The following is a 17,809-nucleotide window of genomic DNA, read 5'->3' as shown; positions in this document are numbered from 1 at the left end:
CGATTTTTTCTGGTTTCTTACGTCAAAAAATGTATACATTTTTTTGTTACAGCGCTTTGCGCTGAAATAAAAACCAATATTTTTGTTGAGAGTGTTGCAAAGCAACACTCTCAACAAAAATATTGGTTTTTATTTTTTGGGTTTAGATATCGTAATCATTTGGATTTTCGGCGGCGATCGCCTGTTTCTTATGGAGATCTTTGTTGTACTTAATTCCTATTTGCACGACATTGTCCTGAGGAAGCTCTGAACGAGATCGCTCGATGCCTCTGCGTCGCTCTGAAGTTCGTATTTCGCTAGTATCTTCAGTTACCACTTCATAGAGAATTGCTTGCTTATTTGCCTCAGTCCCCCGCCGCAACACTCGCCCTAAGCGCTGAATATATTCACGGGCTGAGCCTGTACCTGATAGCAGGATGGCAATTCTTGCATCAGGTACATCGACACCTTCATTTAAAACATGGGAAGCAGCTAGGGTTTTATATTTGCCTTCACGAAAGAACGTTAAGATTTCGTGGCGTTCCTTCACAGGAGTTTGATGCGTGAGTGCTGGAATTAATAAATCTTGCGAAATACGATAAACCGTGGCATTGTCGTTCGTGAAAATTAGAATCCTCTCACCGAAGTGTTGAGCCAATAAATCTGACAAAACCCGTAATTTCGCTTCTGTTCCTAAAGATATATCCTTTGATTCTCGATGGGCAAGCATTGCTCTTCTACCTGCTTGTGATCGCGCACTCGCCTGCACAAATCTTTGCCATCCTTCGAGACTGCCAAGGGAAATTTTTGATTCCTTGAGAAACATATTACGACTTTGAATTAGAGAATCATAGCGATCGCGTTCTTGCGTTGAAAGAGAAACTTTAATCTGGACAATTTTATGTTCTGCTAAGGCTTGTCCTGCCAAATCTTCGGAGGATTTGCGATAAACTTCTTCGCCAATTAGAAATTCTAAATCTGAGTGTTTACCATCACTACGTTCAGGCGTAGCGGTTAAGCCCAGTCGATAGGGCGCGATCGCATATTCCGCAATCACACGAAAAAAATCCGTGGGTAAATGATGGCATTCATCGAACACGATCAAGCCATAGAGATTACCTAGAGATTCTGCTTGAATGGCTGCACTATCATAAGTTGCTACTAAAATCGAGGTGTGATCGCGAGAACCTCCTCCCAATAAACCAATTTCCACATCAGGGAAAGCTGCTAATAAATGGGCATACCACTGATGCATCAAATCAAGGGTGGGCACGACAACTAAGGTGCTGCGATTTGTAACTTGCATCGCTAGCTGTGCTAGATAAGTTTTACCTGCGGCAGTCGGTAAAACAACCACACCACATTTCCCGACTCGCTGCCATGCTACAAGAGCTTCGCTCTGGTGCGGATAAGGCTCCATTTTGGTATGAGAAATCAACTTAACTTCTTGATATCCCCGTGACTTATCTTCGATCGCAATTCCTTCTGATCTCAAAGTCAAAATCAACTCGCGATAGCAATTAGCAGGAATCCGAAATTTCTCAATGCGATCATCCCATGTGGCAAATTCAATCCATGCTTTACCCTTGGGTGGTGGATGAAGAATTAAGGTTCCGCGATCATAAGTTAGTTGAGGAATGCGGGGCATATTTTGTTGTTTTGTTGTTTTACCTAGTCGTCTAAGGTTTTGAGTTGATCTTACAGCGCTGTGCGTTTGAACGGAAATTTCTTTGTAGTTTGGGACTACTGCGTAAGTCCTAAACTCAAGTGCGATGCTCAAAGCTCAAAACAATTGGAACGGGTTGATTAACAGTTAGGACTTACGCATCTGCCCTGCAATAAATTGCGGGCTAAAAGCTTAAACCAGTTGAAACAGGTTAGCTTGAGGTTTTCTTTAGTCAGTTTTAACTGACTTGAGCTTTGAGCCAAGAACTTTAGTTCTTGGTTGATTTGCATAAGTCCTAACAGTATTCTGTAGTCCACTGAAGTGGACTTGAGCTTTTAGCCAAGAACTTCAGTTCTTGGGTTGTTTGCGTAAATCCTATAGCTTACATATTTGGCGCGATCGCGAAAATTCAATTTCTTGTGTTTGCCAACCAAAGGCAAAATGGCTAATAGAAGTAATCGCAGGTACGGCTGATCGAATTGCTTGCATTTGCACTTCCAAGGATGGACGATTTGTAAAGGGTTCATTCCATTGACCGACTAAAATTGGTGCAATTTTAGTTCCACTTGGCGCATAGTTCGCAGCCCTGAGTACTTGATTCACAATACAGTCTGACCTACCGCAGACAGCATATGCCATCGGTTGCCACTCATAGGAACTAGTGAACAAATGCCAAGGCTGCATTCGCGAATCAAATCCTTCGCCTACGGGTTGATTGCCATCGGAAAAGAAGGCAATACTAGCAGGAATTTTTTGCTGAAAAACAGGCTTGGAAACAGTATCTAAATAATAGGTCACACCAATAAAAGCATGACCAACAGCCAGTTGCCATAGTTCTTTCTGCCAGTATGCGATCGCAGGCTCTTTTTGACCAGATTGATCGGATGGTTGGCGACCTTGCCAGAGAGGTTCTGTTTCTTGGGGATAGAGTTTTTTAACGAATTTAAGATCATTTGGGGTGACGTAGCCCTGTTTGAGAAAGCGATTGATAATTTCTCGACCTTGGAAATTCTCAGCGCGATCGCGAAAAGCCTGTAATGATGAAGCTCCATAAATCCACAGGTAGCGGACATTGCTTACCACGGAAGCAGCACCCGCGCCGCGCTTGTAACGCACATAATCAAATGCCACACCGTCAGGTTTGCGCTTAACAACCTCATTCACTGCCAAATACAAATCACTTTGAGCTTGATAGTTGTAGGGATCGACAAATAGCTGATCCTTAGTTGGAACTTCTCCCGCACTATTTTTTCCCAAGTTCTCAACTATAGAAATTGTACTGTCACCATTGGCATTGCGAGCGATCGCATTTTGACGAGCCACTGTTGATTTCGACAATCCATTACGATCTATGCCTCTTCCATAGCCAGTACCCACATTCAAAGTAAATATCCATGCATGAACCTTAATACCGCGTTCTTGCCCCTTAGCGATCGCCAGTTTCAATAAATCTGCATTTTTATACTTCTCCGATAGAACTAGAGAATTCCAAGCAGTCGCATTCTCTGATAGTGGCAACAGAATCTTGCCGTCAGAGAGAACCTCTATAAAGACTTGGTTATATCCCTTATTCACGATCCGATCCATCACTTCATCAAGCTTGCCTGACAGTAGATCACAGGGATATAGGCGCAGCCAAATTCCTTGGGTTTTGAGCCAAGATTTCTGCCGACAAGTGTTTAGCGATTGGCTATGCTCTTTGATAATCGCTTGATATTCTTTAGTAGCCTCTAGATTTCTACTTTTACTTGTGTCTTGAAAAACAGCATTACGTAAATTTTCTTTGGTAGCGATCGCCTCACGTTCAAATTGACAATATTCACCAACTTGAGCAAAGGTAGGGTCATAATAAATACTCATCCCCAATAAGTTGGTGACTAAAGCAAGGGTAAAGACTTTAGTTGAGATTGGTGCTGACATAACCAGATTATAACGGTTAGCGATCGCCATTTAGAAACACTACTGCTGGATTGTAAACGTATACAAAAGATTTCGCTGGTTCACAAGAATTGAATTTAATCGCAACACCCAATTCAAAATGAAGATGCCTCGTATCACTCCGACCTGAGTTTCCCATTTTTGCTAGCTCTTCCCCACGACGAACTTTTTGTTCAACCTGAACTTGAATGGTATCAGGATAAAGGTGAGCATACCTTGTAAATAATCCATTAGGATGCAAGAGTACAATATGATTCCCCCAACCTCCTCCACAGTTGTGCAATTTCTCATTAAAGCCAAATGGACTAGATTGAGGACAGCCACAACGAATATAAACAACTTTGCCGTCTGCAACCGAGCGCACTGAAACTTGAGTAATTGACTGATTAGTATTAATGAAGTCAATACCCTCATGTTCGGATAGTTGATAAGATTTGCCTATAAAAGGGAAGATTTCTGTATAATTAGCTGGCTGAAGCCAATGTAATTTTAGTTCTCTCTCGCTACGAGCAGTCCCGAGTCGCTGGACAGGAGCAACTTCCTCTAACGTCTGATTAGAGTAACCGTTCTTACAGATTTGACCATAAGCTGGTGCTAACGAAATATGTAATAACGTCGCAACCAAGATCGATCTTTTCATGAAATTAAATCAGACGTACCAATTTTTATAAATTTGGCTGAAATTGCAGCAATGTTTTGGGGAATTATGGTATGAGATTTTTGTCTTAGTGCCAAGCACTGTATCAGAAATCCAAATACTATAGCCGACTTTAATCGCCATGAATGATGTTATCCATCCATCAACTGTTGAATCCCCAGAGACATATCTACAATTTGGCGATCGCTATCGAAACTCTGACAATATTCCCCTCGCGCTAAAAAATTATCAACGGGCTTTAGCGATCAACCCAGAATTTGCTCCAGCACATGAACGCATTGGGATAATTAATCAACAGCAAGGAAATGCGATGGATGCGATCGCCAGTTTTAGTCACGCCGTACAGATCGATCCCAAATTGTTGGAAGCCCAGTTAGGCCTAGGCAATGTCTATCAACAGATGGGATGGGCTGAGCTAGCAATTACTCATTTTCAAAAAGCACTTGAATTTCACCCCGATCGATTTCTAGCGGAATATCACTGCAAATTGGGGGATAGCCTTAAAGAGCGCGGCAAAATCGCAGAAGCACTAGCTAGTTATGAAAGAGCGATCGCCACAAATCCCGATTATGCTGAAGGATATCGGGCGATCGCGTTAGTATATTTGCGCCAAAACGATCCTGAAGCGGTGCAGTCGATTTATGAACGTGCCGATGCTCATAATTCTGAACTGCTGCAAAGTAAGGACTACAATGCTCTTGGGGTGGCATGGATGTTTAAGTTTAACTCTCTAAGTGCTGATGGGAAATCTATGCCCAATGATTGTCTAGATAATGCGATCGCTTGCTTCCAGCAGGCAATTCAAATCGATCCTGCCTATGCTGATGCTCATTGTAATTTGGGAAGTGCTTTCATCCATAAAGATCAGATTAAAGATGCAATCATTGCTTACAAAGAAGCGCTCGATGTTGATCCAAATTTTGCTCAACCTTACTTTAATCTCGGTATTCTCTTAAATAACATCGGCAAAATCGATGAAGCGATCGCCTGTTTCCAATCTGCGATCGAGCTTGTTCCTGATTGGGTAGAAGCACATCAACATCTAGGTAAATTACTAGCTCGCTAGCTTATAGATATCTCAACAGAATATTGCGGCAGACTAAGCCTGCCGCAATATTCTGGAATCAATTATTCTGAGGTGGTGCATTTGCTATACTAAAAGCACAGCCAGCCTTAAAGCACTATATTTTTGCCATTGCAAGAATTACTTTCACGCAATATTAAGTAATTAAACACGAAAACTAGGTAAATACAATGCAAAAAACAATAACTATTAATCTAACTCCAGAAGGAAACTTACAACTTCCACTGGAGATTCGTGAACAGTTCTCTAATGGTGAACAGTATTTGGTTATTACAGGTAAAGATACAATTACATTCAGGAAAGCTCCTAAATCAGGTTGGCAAGAACTGAGAGAAAAAAGACAACTGCTTGGTACTGATCCAAATCCTCTCTCTAATGAAGAGATTTGCGAAATTGTGAAGGAAGTACGTAAAAAAGCAGTTAGACGATAGTAGTTTTAGATACAAATGTTTGGGTGTCAGCAATCATCTGGGGCGGTATACCCGATGAGATTGTCTTATTACATGAACGGGGACAAATAGAAATCGCTTCCTCTCAAAAATTGTTAAATGAATTAGAGAATACATTTAACTAGAAGAAAATCCAGTCAAAATTAGCAGCTTTACAGTTAACAATTGTCTCCGCAATAAACCTTGTCTATGATTCTATAAGCTTATACCCGATTGAGGAATTGATAGTTTCAGAGCTTCGAGATCCAGATGATGCAATTGTTTTGGCTACAGCGATCGCAGCTAATGCTGAAGTCATTATTTTATTACAGGCGATCAAGATTTGTTAGTTTTGCGAGAATATCAAAATATTCAGATTATGACAGCTAAGGATTTTTTGGAGCACTATTTTTAGCTTGGTATAAAGATATTTGCGATCTCAATTTGCTTAAAAGGGGACAGGAATTTGTAAATGAATTAGCTCTTGCGATCGCGGATGTATGAAAGTTATCTCGCGAGCATGAAGATGCAATCGATCAGTTGCAGCATCACAACCATAAAGGCGATCACCTAAAATTGTCGTGCCTAATCCTCGCGGATCGGCGGAGTGAACCCGCAATTGATGCGTTCTGCCAGTTAATGGAACAAATTCTATGCGCGGATAATTATCTTTATTTTCTAACAGGCGAAATTTAGTCACACTAGGCTTGCCACGGTCAAAATCCACCTGTTGAAAAGGACGATTTTCGGGATTACCCCACAATGGTAAATCAATCTCTCCATGCTCATGCTCTATCTTTCCAGAGAGTAAAGCCTCATATATTTTGTGAATTTGTCTTTGTGCAAATTGATGGTTTAAACTGCGAAGAGATTCTAAATCACGCACAAACAATAAAATCCCTGAGGTCTGGCGATCGAGGCGATGCACTGGATAAATAGGTATATCTGCGCCTAGAGATTGACGTAACCTACTGAGAACGCTGTCTTGAGTATCCAAGTACCTCCCAGGCACAGAAAGAAGTCCTGCGGGTTTGGCGATCGCAATTAGATGCTCATCTTCATAGATGATCTGCAAATCTTGCGGAGCAAGATTTGCAGATATATGAGGGGCTGTGGGCGATCTTCTTCCTGACAATAAAAATCCCATCAAAGGTTGGCATCTCTCCACACATGCACCATAAAACTCACCTTGAATTTTGTAACCATCAGCCGAAGGATTTCCCCACCAGAATTCTGCCATAGCTTTAGGTGTGAGATGGTTCGTTGCTGCATAATGCAACAACTTGGGAGCACAACAATCTCCCATACCCGTAGGCATTGCTCCTTCCGTAATTAATTCTCGTAGCGATCGCGTTTCTCCTGCGAAATTTGTTAATACATAAGCGCTATGCATCTGTGTTTGTAAAGTGCGTGATAGCTCTCGGCGTTGCTTTTTAAGGATTTGCATTTTTGCATCAGCTAAGGAAACTGCTTCTTTTAATGGCAACAAAACACGATCGCGATCGCGTTTGAAATCGCGTCTTGCCATCTTTTCTAATTGACTTTCACGATCTAATTTTTCTATCTCTTTTGCTTCTAAATCATTGAGATTTCTTTTTAGCTGTCTTGCTTGTTTGGAAACCTGATGGCGATCGCATAAAGCTTGAAATTGCAACTCATATTCTAGGGATCTTTTCTCATATTCTAAACCTTCAGGAATTTCGCTTAACTCAATTAGTTCCTGTTTAATTGTTGCTAACTTGCTCAGAGTAATGGATTCCTCGGTAGCAACTTTTTCTCGACCTGCGATCGGTGGAACCCATCCTTGGATTTGACTCTCTCCATTTAGCAAACCAGAAAAAGCTTTCAGAACTACTCTTTCCCCTGTTAATGATTCTGCTAGTAATACCCCATACATTTTGCCTTCTACATCATGGGGATAAATGCGCCCTAGTTCTTGCATTAAATCTTTTGCGATCGCCTCAGCTTGCAGAGTCCTTGGTAAGCTCAATACTTCACCACTATAGGGACAACGCCCCTCATACCAGTAGGTTGCATCTTGATCATGATCTGAACCAAGTATCATGGCAGAAGCCTTTAACATTTCGCTGCTTACTTCTTCGATATGAGTCACCCTAGCAACCCTTTCCTTAATCTCAACTACGAACCTGCGATCGAATCTTTAGCAGACTATCACGACATCGTTACTGCTGCCGAATATCCGATGCACAAACTACGTTGGCGTAATGACGATATTTTGCCGACCATTGGACTCGCCCCCTCAGAGGTCAGCGACGATGACTTTATCGAAGCCTTCGGGCATTTTCGTTCCGTGCGCCCATTTCTAGCCCTGCGTTATCATGGCTATCAGTTTGGAGAATATAATCCTCAACTCGGCGACGGACGGGGCTTTATCTATGGACAAGTACGTGGACTCGATGATGAACTTTATGATTTTGGAACAAAGGGCTCTGGACGAACTCCTTACTCTCGCTCCGCAGATGGTAGACTCACCCTCAAAGGTGGTGTCCGCGAAATAATTGCTTCAGAGGCTCTGCATCGCATGGGCGTGACAACTTCTCGCTGTCTTAGTCTCGTTGAAACAGGCGAAGACCTATGGCGAGGAGATGAGCCTTCACCAACTAGATCGTCAGTAATGGTGAGGTTTTCGCGATCGCATATTCGCTTCGGTACTTTCGAGCGCCTACGCTGGATTGGACGTGCCGATCTCACCCGCAACTTACTAGATCATGTTCTCCAAATTTACTATCCACATATTTGGGGTAAAGAGAACCAAGATGGCATATTTTATTTAGAACTTGTCGAACGAGTTGCTAATCTTTGCGCTCAATGGATGGCAGCAGGTTTTTGTCATGCAGTTCTCAATACAGACAATATGTCGATTACTGGTGAAAGCTTTGATTATGGGCCCTTTGCCTTTATTCCTACTTATGATCCGCGATTTACTGCCGCGTACTTCGATTATGCAGGACGCTATAGCTACGCCAATCAACCCGCCGCTTGCTATTGGAATCTCGAAAAGCTGCAAGATCCTCTCAGCATGGTGATGGACAAAGATGATATGCGTTCTTCTCTAGAGAAGTTTAAGGACTTCTATCGCGAAGCCTATTGCGAAATGATGTTAAAGCGTTTAGGGTTTATCACTCTCTCTGAGCCTGAAACAGAGGATTTAATTGGGGCAACTTTAGAATTGCTGTCAGGTGTGCAAGCAATCGGCTATAACCAGTTTTTTGTTAAGCTCCGCCAATCTTTCCAAACTAATTGGCGCGAAGATACAAACAATATTTTTGCTGAACATGATTGGCAACTAAGTGATGAGCAATTGCCGCTATTAGAAAAATGGCGCGTCGTTTACCATCAATTGCTAATCCGTCAGCCGATCGCAGAAATGGAAAACATTGCCCATCAACTTAAACAAGCTAATCCCACCATCATTTTCTTGCGTCCTAAAATTGAAGAACTCTGGGAGAGGATTACCGTTGATGATGATTGGCAGCCTCTATATGATGCGATCGCGCAACTCAAAGACTAAAAAAAGAGTGACGCAAAGCGTCACTCTTTTTTTAATAAGACAACCGCTGCTTGAGGCTTTCCGCAATTTTTGTTCCTAAATACTCAGGAATTAAATTTTCGTTTGGCCCCAACAGATACAAAATCAACCTTGTGCGTCCTCGCCAAACCAGCAAATTGGCATTCACTACTAATAAATCTTCTTGCCAAATCGCATTCATCACTTTATAAAACAACCCAGGTTGGCTATCTGCCTCTACTAACAATGCTGGTAAATGAAACACGCGATCGACATAAAAGTTTGTCTCTACTTTCTTAAGCCCGCTATCAAGGTTAAACTCTAGCGCCAACATTTCCTCAACCTCAAAACGACCTAACAGAGTCTCCTTGATCGCCTTCCGCACATTTTCCGCCGTCTTCTGGGGCAGAGATTTCCCCCCGCGAGAAATTACCAACTTGATAAATACCAACATCGGTGTGTGGATTTGCCCATACAAGCTAAGACTATGGATCGTCAAGCCATAGGCAGCTAGTACCCCAAAAATATCACTTAGCAAAAAAGACTGATTGCGATAGGCAAAATACAGCACACTCTTGCTGCTTTCAGACTTTAACTCAATTACTGCTTCCTTAGTTTGATAGAGCTGATAAGCCAAACGTAGATTTTGCAGTTGAATATCACTACTAACAAATTGCTCGTAAAACTGAGGAAAGCTCATGTTAAAGCGTTTCAGTAATTCGACCGTTGAGGTTTTTAGCCCAAACGTCATAGCCAACCTCCTGAGCGCTCACAATCGCATTTCATGATCCAGAATATAGCCAAAAATATTGCCGCACCTATTGTTTTAGGCGCAATTGCTGATATTGGATGACTATAACTTTGAAATATTGCGATCGAATTTAACATTGCTTGTTTCAGAAATTAAAAAAATAAAAGCTAATATTTCGGGGGATTAATTAAATGCAGCAATGCTGGCATAATTCTACCAACATAGAGACAAGACTGGATATGCCTAGCATTTATATCTGTTGCCAGTCTTACAGAAAACCTAAGATATTGGAGACGACGCGAAGCGTCGTCTCCAATATCTTAGGTTTTCTGTCTCAGCAATATCAATTCACAAAAGTGTCGTGATACTTTTGTGAATTAAAAGCCAAACCCAGTAAAGGTTTTAAAAATACAAAATGGCTACGCCATTTTGTATTTGGGTAGTAAGACTAGCAAAAGCTATAAACAAGAGCATTTTAGTATTTGCGATCGCCTGAATTCAACAAAAGCAGATACAATACAAAGGCGTTTAGAATATCTGTAACGAATTTGTAATAGACAAGGCGATCGCTTACACAAATGGGGTTCTGGAAAAGCTTATTTGGTTCTGACACCCTCGAACCAACCAAAAAAACAAAACTTCGCCAAGTACCAAACCAAAGCGGACAGATTTTCTTTAGCACTGAAAAAGATCTTGATCTATATGAACTAGAAGAATTATGTGACTCTGTAGGCTGGGCGAGAAGACCTATTCGTAAAGTTCGTATTGCCTTACAACATAGTTTTGTCGTACTTTCAATGTGGGAGCATCGCGGCGGTTTTAAACGTTTAATTGGTTTTGCTCGCGCTACCTCTGACTATGCTTTTAACGCCACATTATGGGATGTGGTAATTCACCCCGAATTTCAAGGCAGGGGCTTAGGCAAAGCAATGATGGAAGAAATGATTAAAGAGTTACGCAAATCTGACATTAGCAATATCAGTCTGTTTGCCGATGCCCATGTAGTCGAGTTTTACAGTCAGCTAGGCTTCAATGCCGATCCCGAAGGCATCAAAGGCATGTTTTGGTATCCATAAAAAGCAAGATGTAGAGCTTCGCTCTACATCTTGTTTTAGATTGCATAATTCTATGCTAGTCTAGAAAAGCTTAATTTTTGATTTTTTATAGCTAAGACTATGCCTAAAGCTGGAATTCACCCGAAGTGGTATCCCGAAGCAAAAGTAATTTGCAACGGTGAAGTGGTAGCAACCATTGGTTCTACTCATCCTGAGATTAATGTTGATGTATGGTCGGGCAATCACCCCTTCTACACAGGCACACAAAAGATTATCGATACCGAAGGTCGCGTAGAACGCTTCTTGCGTAAGTACGGTATGTTTGACGAAAACGCTGCTGTGGAAAATCAGGTCTAGCCAAAGGGATAAGTCTAAGATTGACCTCTAGCTTGCTAATTTTTCATTTTCTTTTGCGGTAACTCAAATTCCATGCCTGCTGTTTACTTAATCAAAAAGCTCGAATCTGTTGAACAAACCTTCAATGAACTGACTCGTCGGATGGGTGACCCTGACGTGGCGACCGATCATGGCGAGTTTCAGCGCATTGCTAAGGTGCGTGCTTCTCTAGAAGAGACAGTTTTGACCTACGAGACTTTTCGTAAGGCTGAGCAAGATTACAAAGAGTCACAAGAAATCTTGAAGGAGTCGAATGACCCCGAACTGATGGAAATGGCGGCTTTAGAAGTTGAGGAGTTATCAGCGAAACTAACAGAACTAGAAGCAAAGCTGCAAATCCTGCTACTGCCCCAAGATCCTAATGATGATAAGAACATCATGTTGGAAATCCGTGCGGGTACGGGTGGTGATGAAGCAGGAATTTGGGCTGGAGATCTGGTGCGTCTATATACGCGCTATGCCGAGCGTCAAGGCTGGCGAGTAAAAATGATCAGTGAGACTCTTGCCGAAATGGGTGGCTTTAAAGAAGCGATCATTGAAGTTCAGGGAGATCGCGTTTACAGCAAACTTAAATTTGAGTCGGGAGTGCATCGGGTGCAGCGTGTTCCTGCAACAGAGTCACAGGGGCGGGTGCATACTTCAACAGCAACAGTGGCGATTATGCCTGAGGTTGATGAAGTCGAGGTTCATATTGATCCCAAGGATATTGAAATGTCAACAGCGCGATCGGGCGGAGCTGGTGGTCAAAACGTCAACAAGGTAGAAACTGCCGCCGATTTATTTCACAAACCGACGGGGATTAGAATTTTTTGTACTGAAGAGCGATCGCAGTTACAAAACAAAGAACGTGCGATGCAGATTTTGCGGGCTAAGCTCTATGAAATTAAGTTGCGTGAACAACAAGCAGAGATCACCTCGATGCGCCGATCGCAGGTTGGCACAGGTTCTCGCTCCGAAAAAATTCGTACTTACAACTATAAAGATAGTCGTTTAACCGAGCATCGTTTGGGGCAGAATTTTACTTTGCCGCCGATTTTGGAGGGGGATCTCGAAGAAGTAATTCAAAGCTGTATTTCTAAGGATCAACAAGAGCGTTTACAGGAATTGGCGATCGCAACTGGTGACGATCTAGTTTCTTAAATTAAAGGGTCGCTTTGCGACCCTTTAATTTAAGAAACTCTTTTATTGTGGCTGAACGGCGTTGTATGGATAAAATATAATCATGCAAGTTCGTCAGAGTGTCACCTATAGCAGTATCGATTCTAAATCTCTGCACGATTGGATTGTTAAAGCGATCGCTCAAGCGCAGATCACAGGGTCACCGATTTTATTTAGTTACTCTCAAAGCTGGGAGTGCATTAATCCTTTATTGTTGTTGGCAAGTAAGTCAGATCCCCAACAGCCAAAATTTTATTGGGAACAGCCAAATGCCGATTTAGTATTAGCGGCGGCTGGTTCGGTAGCGGAAGTTTCAGTTCCTAATCATGATTTAAGCGATCGCTTTGACTGTGCCAAAAAATTTATCAAAAACCATTTAGCTAATGCGATTATTGCTAAGATTGCTGATCTTGAATCGCCAGAACTTCAAATTCCTATACATTTTTTTGGTGCATTTTCGTTTTATCGCAATGGTAGTAATGCGAGTGACTACCTCGATTTAGCAGAACCAAGCGATTATCAACCAGCGATCGAGTTTCCGACTTTACTCTTTTTTATTCCCCGTTGGATGGTACGACGCAAAGATAAAAGCTGTACTTTAACTCTAAATCACTACATTCAGCCTTGGGACAAGCCAGATGAAGTATTAGAGCGTATAGAGACTTTGCGATCGCATTTACAAGAAAGCTCCCACTATGAAGCGCCAACAGTGCATGAAGTGAGTAAAATCGTCGAGGTTCAAGGTCAACAAATCTGGACAGAGATCGTCGAACGTGCATTGGCTTTAATTCATCAAGGACATTTTGAGAAAGTGGTATTGGCTAGGGCGTTGGATGTGTTAGCCGATCGCAATTTCGATCCGTTTCAGGTGCTGCATGTATTACGTTGTGAATATCCTGAATGCATTTCTTTTTTGCTAGATTATGGTGTGGGCAAAACCTTTTTGGGTGCGACTCCTGAAGTGGTGTTGCAATTTAAAGCTCAAAGCGATCGCCTTTGGTTACGTAGTGATGCGGTGGCAGGTTCGATCGAGCGTGGCAAGACTGTCCAAGAGGATCTGATGCTCGGCGATCGCTTGCTCAATAGCGAAAAAGACATGTGCGAGCATCAAATTGTGATTCGCTCGATCTGCGATCGCTTGCAAAGTATGGGTGCGGCGATCGATCCGCAAGCGGAGACTAGTTTACTAAGACTTTCTAATGTGCAGCATTTATATACGCCGATCACTGCCCAAATTGATGATTCTGACTGGTTAATTGCTCTTGATATTCTGCAACAGTTACATCCAACGGCGGCAGTTGGTGGTGAACCAAGGGATCGTGCAGTATGTTTTATGCAGCAATGGGAAGCCTGCGATCGCGGTTGGTATGCTGCGCCCATCGGTTGGCTAAATGGTAATGGTGAGGGGACTTTTGGTGTGGGGATTAGAGCGGGTTATATTCAAGGCGATCGGGCAAGGATTTTTGCTGGTGCAGGAATTGTCGCTAATTCGCAAGTTGAAAACGAGCAAAGTGAAACTACGATTAAGTTCGCAGCTTTGTTAAAGGCTTTGGGCGCAATGTAATTTACATTCTGAATTTATGAGAACCATCGAATCAATCCTTGCTGATATTGATCAACTCAAAGTAGAGCTAGATATTTTGCGTCAATCTTTGGACAATTCCACGATCAAAGAAGCGTTAGCAGTCGAGTTTTTGTATGAAAGTAATCGTATCGAAGGTAATACTTTAACGTTACGTGAAACTCAGTTAGTCATCAATGAGGGAATGACGATTAGTGGCAAAAGTATGCGTGAGCATTTAGAAGCAATTAATCATAAAGAAGCTATTTTATTTATTGATGATCTCGTTTATCAAAAGTTAGATTTATCAGAATCTATCCTCAAGCAAATTCATGGAATTGTCTTGTATGGAATCGATCGCGAAAATGCAGGAGTTTATCGAAAGCTGCCTGTTGCGATCGCAGGAAGTAAACATTTGCCACCATAACCCTATTTATTACAAGATTTGATGGAGGATTATTTTCGATTTTATAATCAGGAAAAAGATAATCTGCATCCAGTAGTTTTAGCCGCCGAAATGCATGAGAGGTTAGTGACTATTCATTCTTTTATTGATGGTAATGGTAGGACTTCTCGCTTAATCATGAATCTAATTCTGTTGCAATATGGTTTTCCATTAGCAATTATTGGTGGTTATTATGATAGTCGAATGGCTTATTATGACGCTTTAGAAAAGGTACGGATTGAGAATAATAAAGAAGATTTTATTTTGTTAATTGCCGAAAAGGTTTTATTTGCTTTAGAAAGATATATAAATATATTAAGTCCCCAAAGAATCAAACAACTACTCAATGATTCGCTTTAGTTCAATACAAGCATCATGCATTGATGGCGGTGCATTGGAAGGTAAACCTAGTACACATTGCTCGGCTAACTTTTCAACAAATGGCCTACATTCTCCTTGATTTGCAAGCTTGCTATAAGCAACAACTTCATCAATAGATTCTCCTGACTGGAGGTAATATATCCAAGTTTCAATATTTCTCTTCGGAACAAATATCGCAATCCTTTCTTTGCGATGACGTTTTTCCTCAAGAACTGAGTCCAACTGTTTTATGCGTTCAGCTACAGTATTTCTATCAGCATCTATTACTACTATCAAGCAAATATTGAGGTAGTTTTTACTCCGATGAGCCTTAACTTCTGATGCATAACGTTCGCGAACATATTGCTCTCCAGCTTGCCTACCACTAGGACAACTTTTATCAATAAAATTTCCAGTTAATCCTTTTTTCTTAAGGAAGTAACGAGCAAAGACATATTGTTGACGATCTTCACACAAAATCACGATAGTTTGTCTATTCTGGGTCATAAAGCCAACCACGCTCTACTAAATCAGAAATTGGTAATCCAGTATCATCCTCGTCTTTAATTCTCTTAACTCGTACTGGAGAATTGCCCTTACGTTCAAACCAATAACCTGCATCTGCTGCAAGAAAATTAATGAGTTTAGGATGATGAGAAATGAGAATAGCTTGTAATTTCTTCTCACTACAAAAATCATAAAGTCGATCTAGCCAAGGCTGCACTTCTGGTAATGCTAGAAAGTTTTCTGGCTCATCAATACATAATGTATAATCTTCATTTTGAGTGCCATAAATTAATGTATATAGAGCTATAATTACTTTCTGACCGTCAGATAATTCATTAAAGTAATATTCAATTACTTTTTTATTGTCAGACTCATTTTCAAATATTAGTTTTAACCCATAATTAGCCTCACTAACTTTTTGAAATCTGAAATTCACAAATCCATCTAAGATATCTTTTAAAACATTTGTAATCTCAAAAATTTTTCCTTGATCTTGTGAAAGATACCTATACCAAGATACATAGTTTTCCATTCTAGGTGTTATAGAAAAGCTTTCTTGCTCACTGACACCGTTTATTGCAAAAGGTGTAATTTGTACAACTACTAAACGATCTATACGATTTCTAAACCAAGTTAATTTTTTATTGGTATTTGTTGGAGAAAGGAATGAAAGGAACGACTGTGATGAATCGAAATTAGAGATTTTGGATACTTCCGAATGATCATCATCATATATGTAAGCATTACCTAATTCAAATTTTAGCAATGGCTGACTATCAAACCATAGTCGTTCATTTGCAATGAATGGTTTTTGTTGTTCGTTATACTGTATAACTAACTCATATCTATACTTACCTCCATTTCCATCTATTTCTATTTCAAAATTCTGAGTGTTAGATATTTGCCAGCGACAACAGTCAAACATGTAAAAACATTTTTCCACCTTAATTCCTTTAGAAATCAAAGTTTTAATTGCTTCTATAGCTTCAAAAACGGTTGATTTACCTGAACCATTTGCACCGAGAAATAGGTTAATAGAATCAAATGAAAGCTCAAAATTTACTAGAGAACGAAAATTATCTATATAGATTCTGTTCAACATATATTGGTATAGACTGTCTTTAATATTATTGGTTATATCGTTGCCAATTCATTATAGTTGTTGCGGTTAAATGGAATCATACAACAGTTGGTTTAAGCATTAACAGAAATTAGAAATTGCAAGATAGCCGTTTTGCCTGAGCTATTCGTCAAAAAAAAACAGTCAGAGGAGCCATCCGAAACTCGCCTGTATCTGCCCATGACTTAAAATTCTGAATGCGTAATTTCGTAAACATTGTGGCTCTTGGCTATAGCTTACTCACGCTTTAATCTTAGCGCGATCGCCTATTTTGTGATGTAATTTAACGATTATTATCTCAACTGGCTAGGTTATTGGTGAAGCGAACCAGTCTAATTTGGGAATACTATCTGTCAACCCATAGCTCAAATAGATAAGACCAGCTATATTCATGCAAGCCATAAACTTTTCTCGTTTCCGTAAAATAGTCGTTTTAACTGGCGCTGGAGTATCTGTTGCTTCGGGAATTCGTCCTTTTCGAGGTAAGGGCGGATTATGGAATGAAATTAATCCAATTGAATATGCCGATAGTTCTCTACTTCAAACCAATCCAAGAGCAATCTGGCAACTAGATGGTGCTTTGAGAAAGCAATTAGCAACAGCACAACCTAATGCTGCTCACATTAAGCTGGCAAAGTTTGAAGCGAACTTATCTCTAGACCAGCAATTCACACTCATTACTCAAAACATTGATGGATTACATCAACTTGCAGGTAGCTCTAACGTTATTGAGATCCACGGTAATGTTCGTCGTACTCGATGCAGTAACTCTAACTGTAGTCTGACACCTTATCTAGACAGCAACCCTTATAATGATGTGCTGCCTGTTTGCCAGAGTTGTGGTTCCCCATTACGTCCAGATACTGTACTGTTTGGCGAACAGCTACCAGTTAAAGAAGAGTGGTTATCGAAACGAGCCTTACGGGATTGTGACCTGTTTATTGCGATCGGTACGTCAGGGACTGTCTACCCAGCTTCTGGATTTGTCAGATCAGCCGATTATGCTGGAGCTAGAACTATCTTGATCAACTTGGAGCCAATGGAACCGAAGAATCCTTATTTTAAAGAAGAGTATTTAGGATCTGCTGAAGAACTTGTGCCTCTATTGTTTGGTGCAACATCATAAAATCGTGACAAACTTTTGCACTGCCATAGCGGTTTTCAGTTAGGTGGG

The 17,809-nt window shown here is 41.0% G+C and carries 18 protein-coding genes; 11 read left to right on the top strand and 7 right to left on the bottom strand.

The features are described from left to right. Positions 1 to 142: 142 nt before the first annotated feature. From PseudUWO311_RS15015 to PseudUWO311_RS15005, 3 genes are all read right to left on the bottom strand, one after another. Positions 143 to 1,627: a DEAD/DEAH box helicase family protein gene (locus PseudUWO311_RS15015; RefSeq protein ID WP_142656061.1), complete on the bottom strand. Its 1,485-nt coding sequence runs from the start codon at positions 1,625 to 1,627 to the stop codon at positions 143 to 145. A 393-nt stretch (positions 1,628 to 2,020) separates the two neighbouring features. Then, positions 2,021 to 3,595: a family 10 glycosylhydrolase gene (locus PseudUWO311_RS15010; RefSeq protein WP_223807594.1), complete on the bottom strand. Its 1,575-nt coding sequence runs from the start codon at positions 3,593 to 3,595 to the stop codon at positions 2,021 to 2,023. Next, a complete protein-coding gene (locus tag PseudUWO311_RS15005) occupies positions 3,582 to 4,223 on the bottom strand; it encodes a M23 family metallopeptidase (protein WP_142656060.1) in 642 nt (213 codons plus the stop codon). Before PseudUWO311_RS15005 ends, PseudUWO311_RS15010 begins: the two co-directional genes overlap by 14 nt. Before the next feature lie 139 nt (positions 4,224 to 4,362). On the opposite strand from PseudUWO311_RS15005, the gene PseudUWO311_RS15000 reads away from it, so the two are divergent. The 3 genes from PseudUWO311_RS15000 to PseudUWO311_RS24915 all read left to right on the top strand — a co-directional run bounded on the left by PseudUWO311_RS15000 (position 4,363) and on the right by PseudUWO311_RS24915 (position 5,899). After that, positions 4,363 to 5,307, top strand: a complete 945-nt coding sequence (locus PseudUWO311_RS15000; protein ID WP_142656059.1) for a tetratricopeptide repeat protein — start codon at positions 4,363 to 4,365, stop codon at positions 5,305 to 5,307. Between the two features lie 188 nt (positions 5,308 to 5,495). Continuing rightward, on the top strand, positions 5,496 to 5,756 hold the full coding sequence (locus PseudUWO311_RS14995; protein WP_142656058.1) for a hypothetical protein: 261 nt from the start codon (positions 5,496 to 5,498) through the stop codon (positions 5,754 to 5,756). Continuing rightward, a complete protein-coding gene (locus PseudUWO311_RS24915; protein ID WP_142656118.1) occupies positions 5,753 to 5,899 on the top strand; it encodes a putative toxin-antitoxin system toxin component, PIN family in 147 nt (48 codons plus the stop codon). Before PseudUWO311_RS14995 ends, PseudUWO311_RS24915 begins: the two co-directional genes overlap by 4 nt. 302 nt (positions 5,900 to 6,201) lie before the next feature. On the opposite strand, the gene PseudUWO311_RS14985 is transcribed toward PseudUWO311_RS24915, so the two are convergent. Continuing rightward, positions 6,202 to 7,818 (bottom strand): RluA family pseudouridine synthase, encoded by a 1,617-nt coding sequence (locus tag PseudUWO311_RS14985; protein ID WP_142656117.1) that lies wholly within the window; start codon positions 7,816 to 7,818, stop codon positions 6,202 to 6,204. A gap of 39 nt (positions 7,819 to 7,857) precedes the next feature. Here PseudUWO311_RS14985 and PseudUWO311_RS14980 point away from each other — a divergent pair, with 39 nt between their 5' ends. Further along, on the top strand, positions 7,858 to 9,285 hold the full coding sequence (locus tag PseudUWO311_RS14980; protein WP_142656057.1) for a protein adenylyltransferase SelO: 1,428 nt from the start codon (positions 7,858 to 7,860) through the stop codon (positions 9,283 to 9,285). 31 nt (positions 9,286 to 9,316) lie between these two features. Here PseudUWO311_RS14980 and PseudUWO311_RS14975 read toward each other — a convergent pair whose 3' ends face one another. Beyond that, entirely contained in the window at positions 9,317 to 10,033 is a 717-nt protein-coding gene (locus PseudUWO311_RS14975) for a hypothetical protein (RefSeq protein WP_142656056.1), read from the bottom strand. Between the two features lie 578 nt (positions 10,034 to 10,611). On the opposite strand from PseudUWO311_RS14975, the gene PseudUWO311_RS14970 reads away from it, so the two are divergent. The 6 genes from PseudUWO311_RS14970 (at position 10,612) to PseudUWO311_RS24420 (ending at position 15,008) form a co-directional block, all read left to right on the top strand. After that, positions 10,612 to 11,109 (top strand): GNAT family N-acetyltransferase, encoded by a 498-nt coding sequence (locus tag PseudUWO311_RS14970; RefSeq protein ID WP_142656055.1) that lies wholly within the window; start codon positions 10,612 to 10,614, stop codon positions 11,107 to 11,109. A gap of 99 nt (positions 11,110 to 11,208) precedes the next feature. Further along, positions 11,209 to 11,445 carry a 50S ribosomal protein L31 gene (gene rpmE, locus PseudUWO311_RS14965; RefSeq protein ID WP_094535981.1) on the top strand — a complete coding sequence of 79 codons (237 nt, stop codon included), beginning with the start codon at positions 11,209 to 11,211 and terminating at the stop codon, positions 11,443 to 11,445. 72 nt (positions 11,446 to 11,517) lie between these two features. Continuing rightward, a complete protein-coding gene (gene prfA / locus PseudUWO311_RS14960) occupies positions 11,518 to 12,624 on the top strand; it encodes a peptide chain release factor 1 (RefSeq protein ID WP_142656054.1) in 1,107 nt (368 codons plus the stop codon). Positions 12,625 to 12,706: 82 nt separating this feature from the next. Then, entirely contained in the window at positions 12,707 to 14,206 is a 1,500-nt protein-coding gene (locus PseudUWO311_RS14955; protein WP_142656053.1) for an isochorismate synthase MenF, read from the top strand. Positions 14,207 to 14,222: 16 nt separating this feature from the next. Beyond that, the gene (locus PseudUWO311_RS24425; protein WP_223807592.1) at positions 14,223 to 14,630 is read left to right on the top strand and encodes a Fic family protein; all 408 of its coding nucleotides are present in this window, start codon (positions 14,223 to 14,225) and stop codon (positions 14,628 to 14,630) included. A 21-nt stretch (positions 14,631 to 14,651) separates the two neighbouring features. Beyond that, the gene (locus PseudUWO311_RS24420; protein WP_223807591.1) at positions 14,652 to 15,008 is read left to right on the top strand and encodes a Fic family protein; all 357 of its coding nucleotides are present in this window, start codon (positions 14,652 to 14,654) and stop codon (positions 15,006 to 15,008) included. On the opposite strand, the gene PseudUWO311_RS14945 is transcribed toward PseudUWO311_RS24420, so the two are convergent. Beyond that, the gene (locus PseudUWO311_RS14945) at positions 14,988 to 15,515 is read right to left on the bottom strand and encodes a hypothetical protein (protein WP_142656052.1); all 528 of its coding nucleotides are present in this window, start codon (positions 15,513 to 15,515) and stop codon (positions 14,988 to 14,990) included. The two genes, PseudUWO311_RS24420 and PseudUWO311_RS14945, sit on opposite strands and share 21 nt — an antisense overlap. Then, positions 15,502 to 16,617, bottom strand: coding sequence for an AAA family ATPase (locus PseudUWO311_RS14940; RefSeq protein WP_142656051.1), 1,116 nt, complete (start codon positions 16,615 to 16,617; stop codon positions 15,502 to 15,504). Before PseudUWO311_RS14940 ends, PseudUWO311_RS14945 begins: the two co-directional genes overlap by 14 nt. Positions 16,618 to 17,026: 409 nt before the next feature. On the opposite strand from PseudUWO311_RS14940, the gene PseudUWO311_RS14935 reads away from it, so the two are divergent. Further along, positions 17,027 to 17,761, top strand: coding sequence for an SIR2 family NAD-dependent protein deacylase (locus PseudUWO311_RS14935; RefSeq protein ID WP_142656050.1), 735 nt, complete (start codon positions 17,027 to 17,029; stop codon positions 17,759 to 17,761). The last annotated feature ends 48 nt before the right edge of the window (positions 17,762 to 17,809 follow it).

This window comes from Pseudanabaena sp. UWO311, from assembly GCF_006937785.1.
GTDB lineage: Bacteria > Cyanobacteriota > Cyanobacteriia > Pseudanabaenales > Pseudanabaenaceae > Pseudanabaena.
This window is presented reverse-complemented; position numbering and strand designations above follow the sequence as displayed.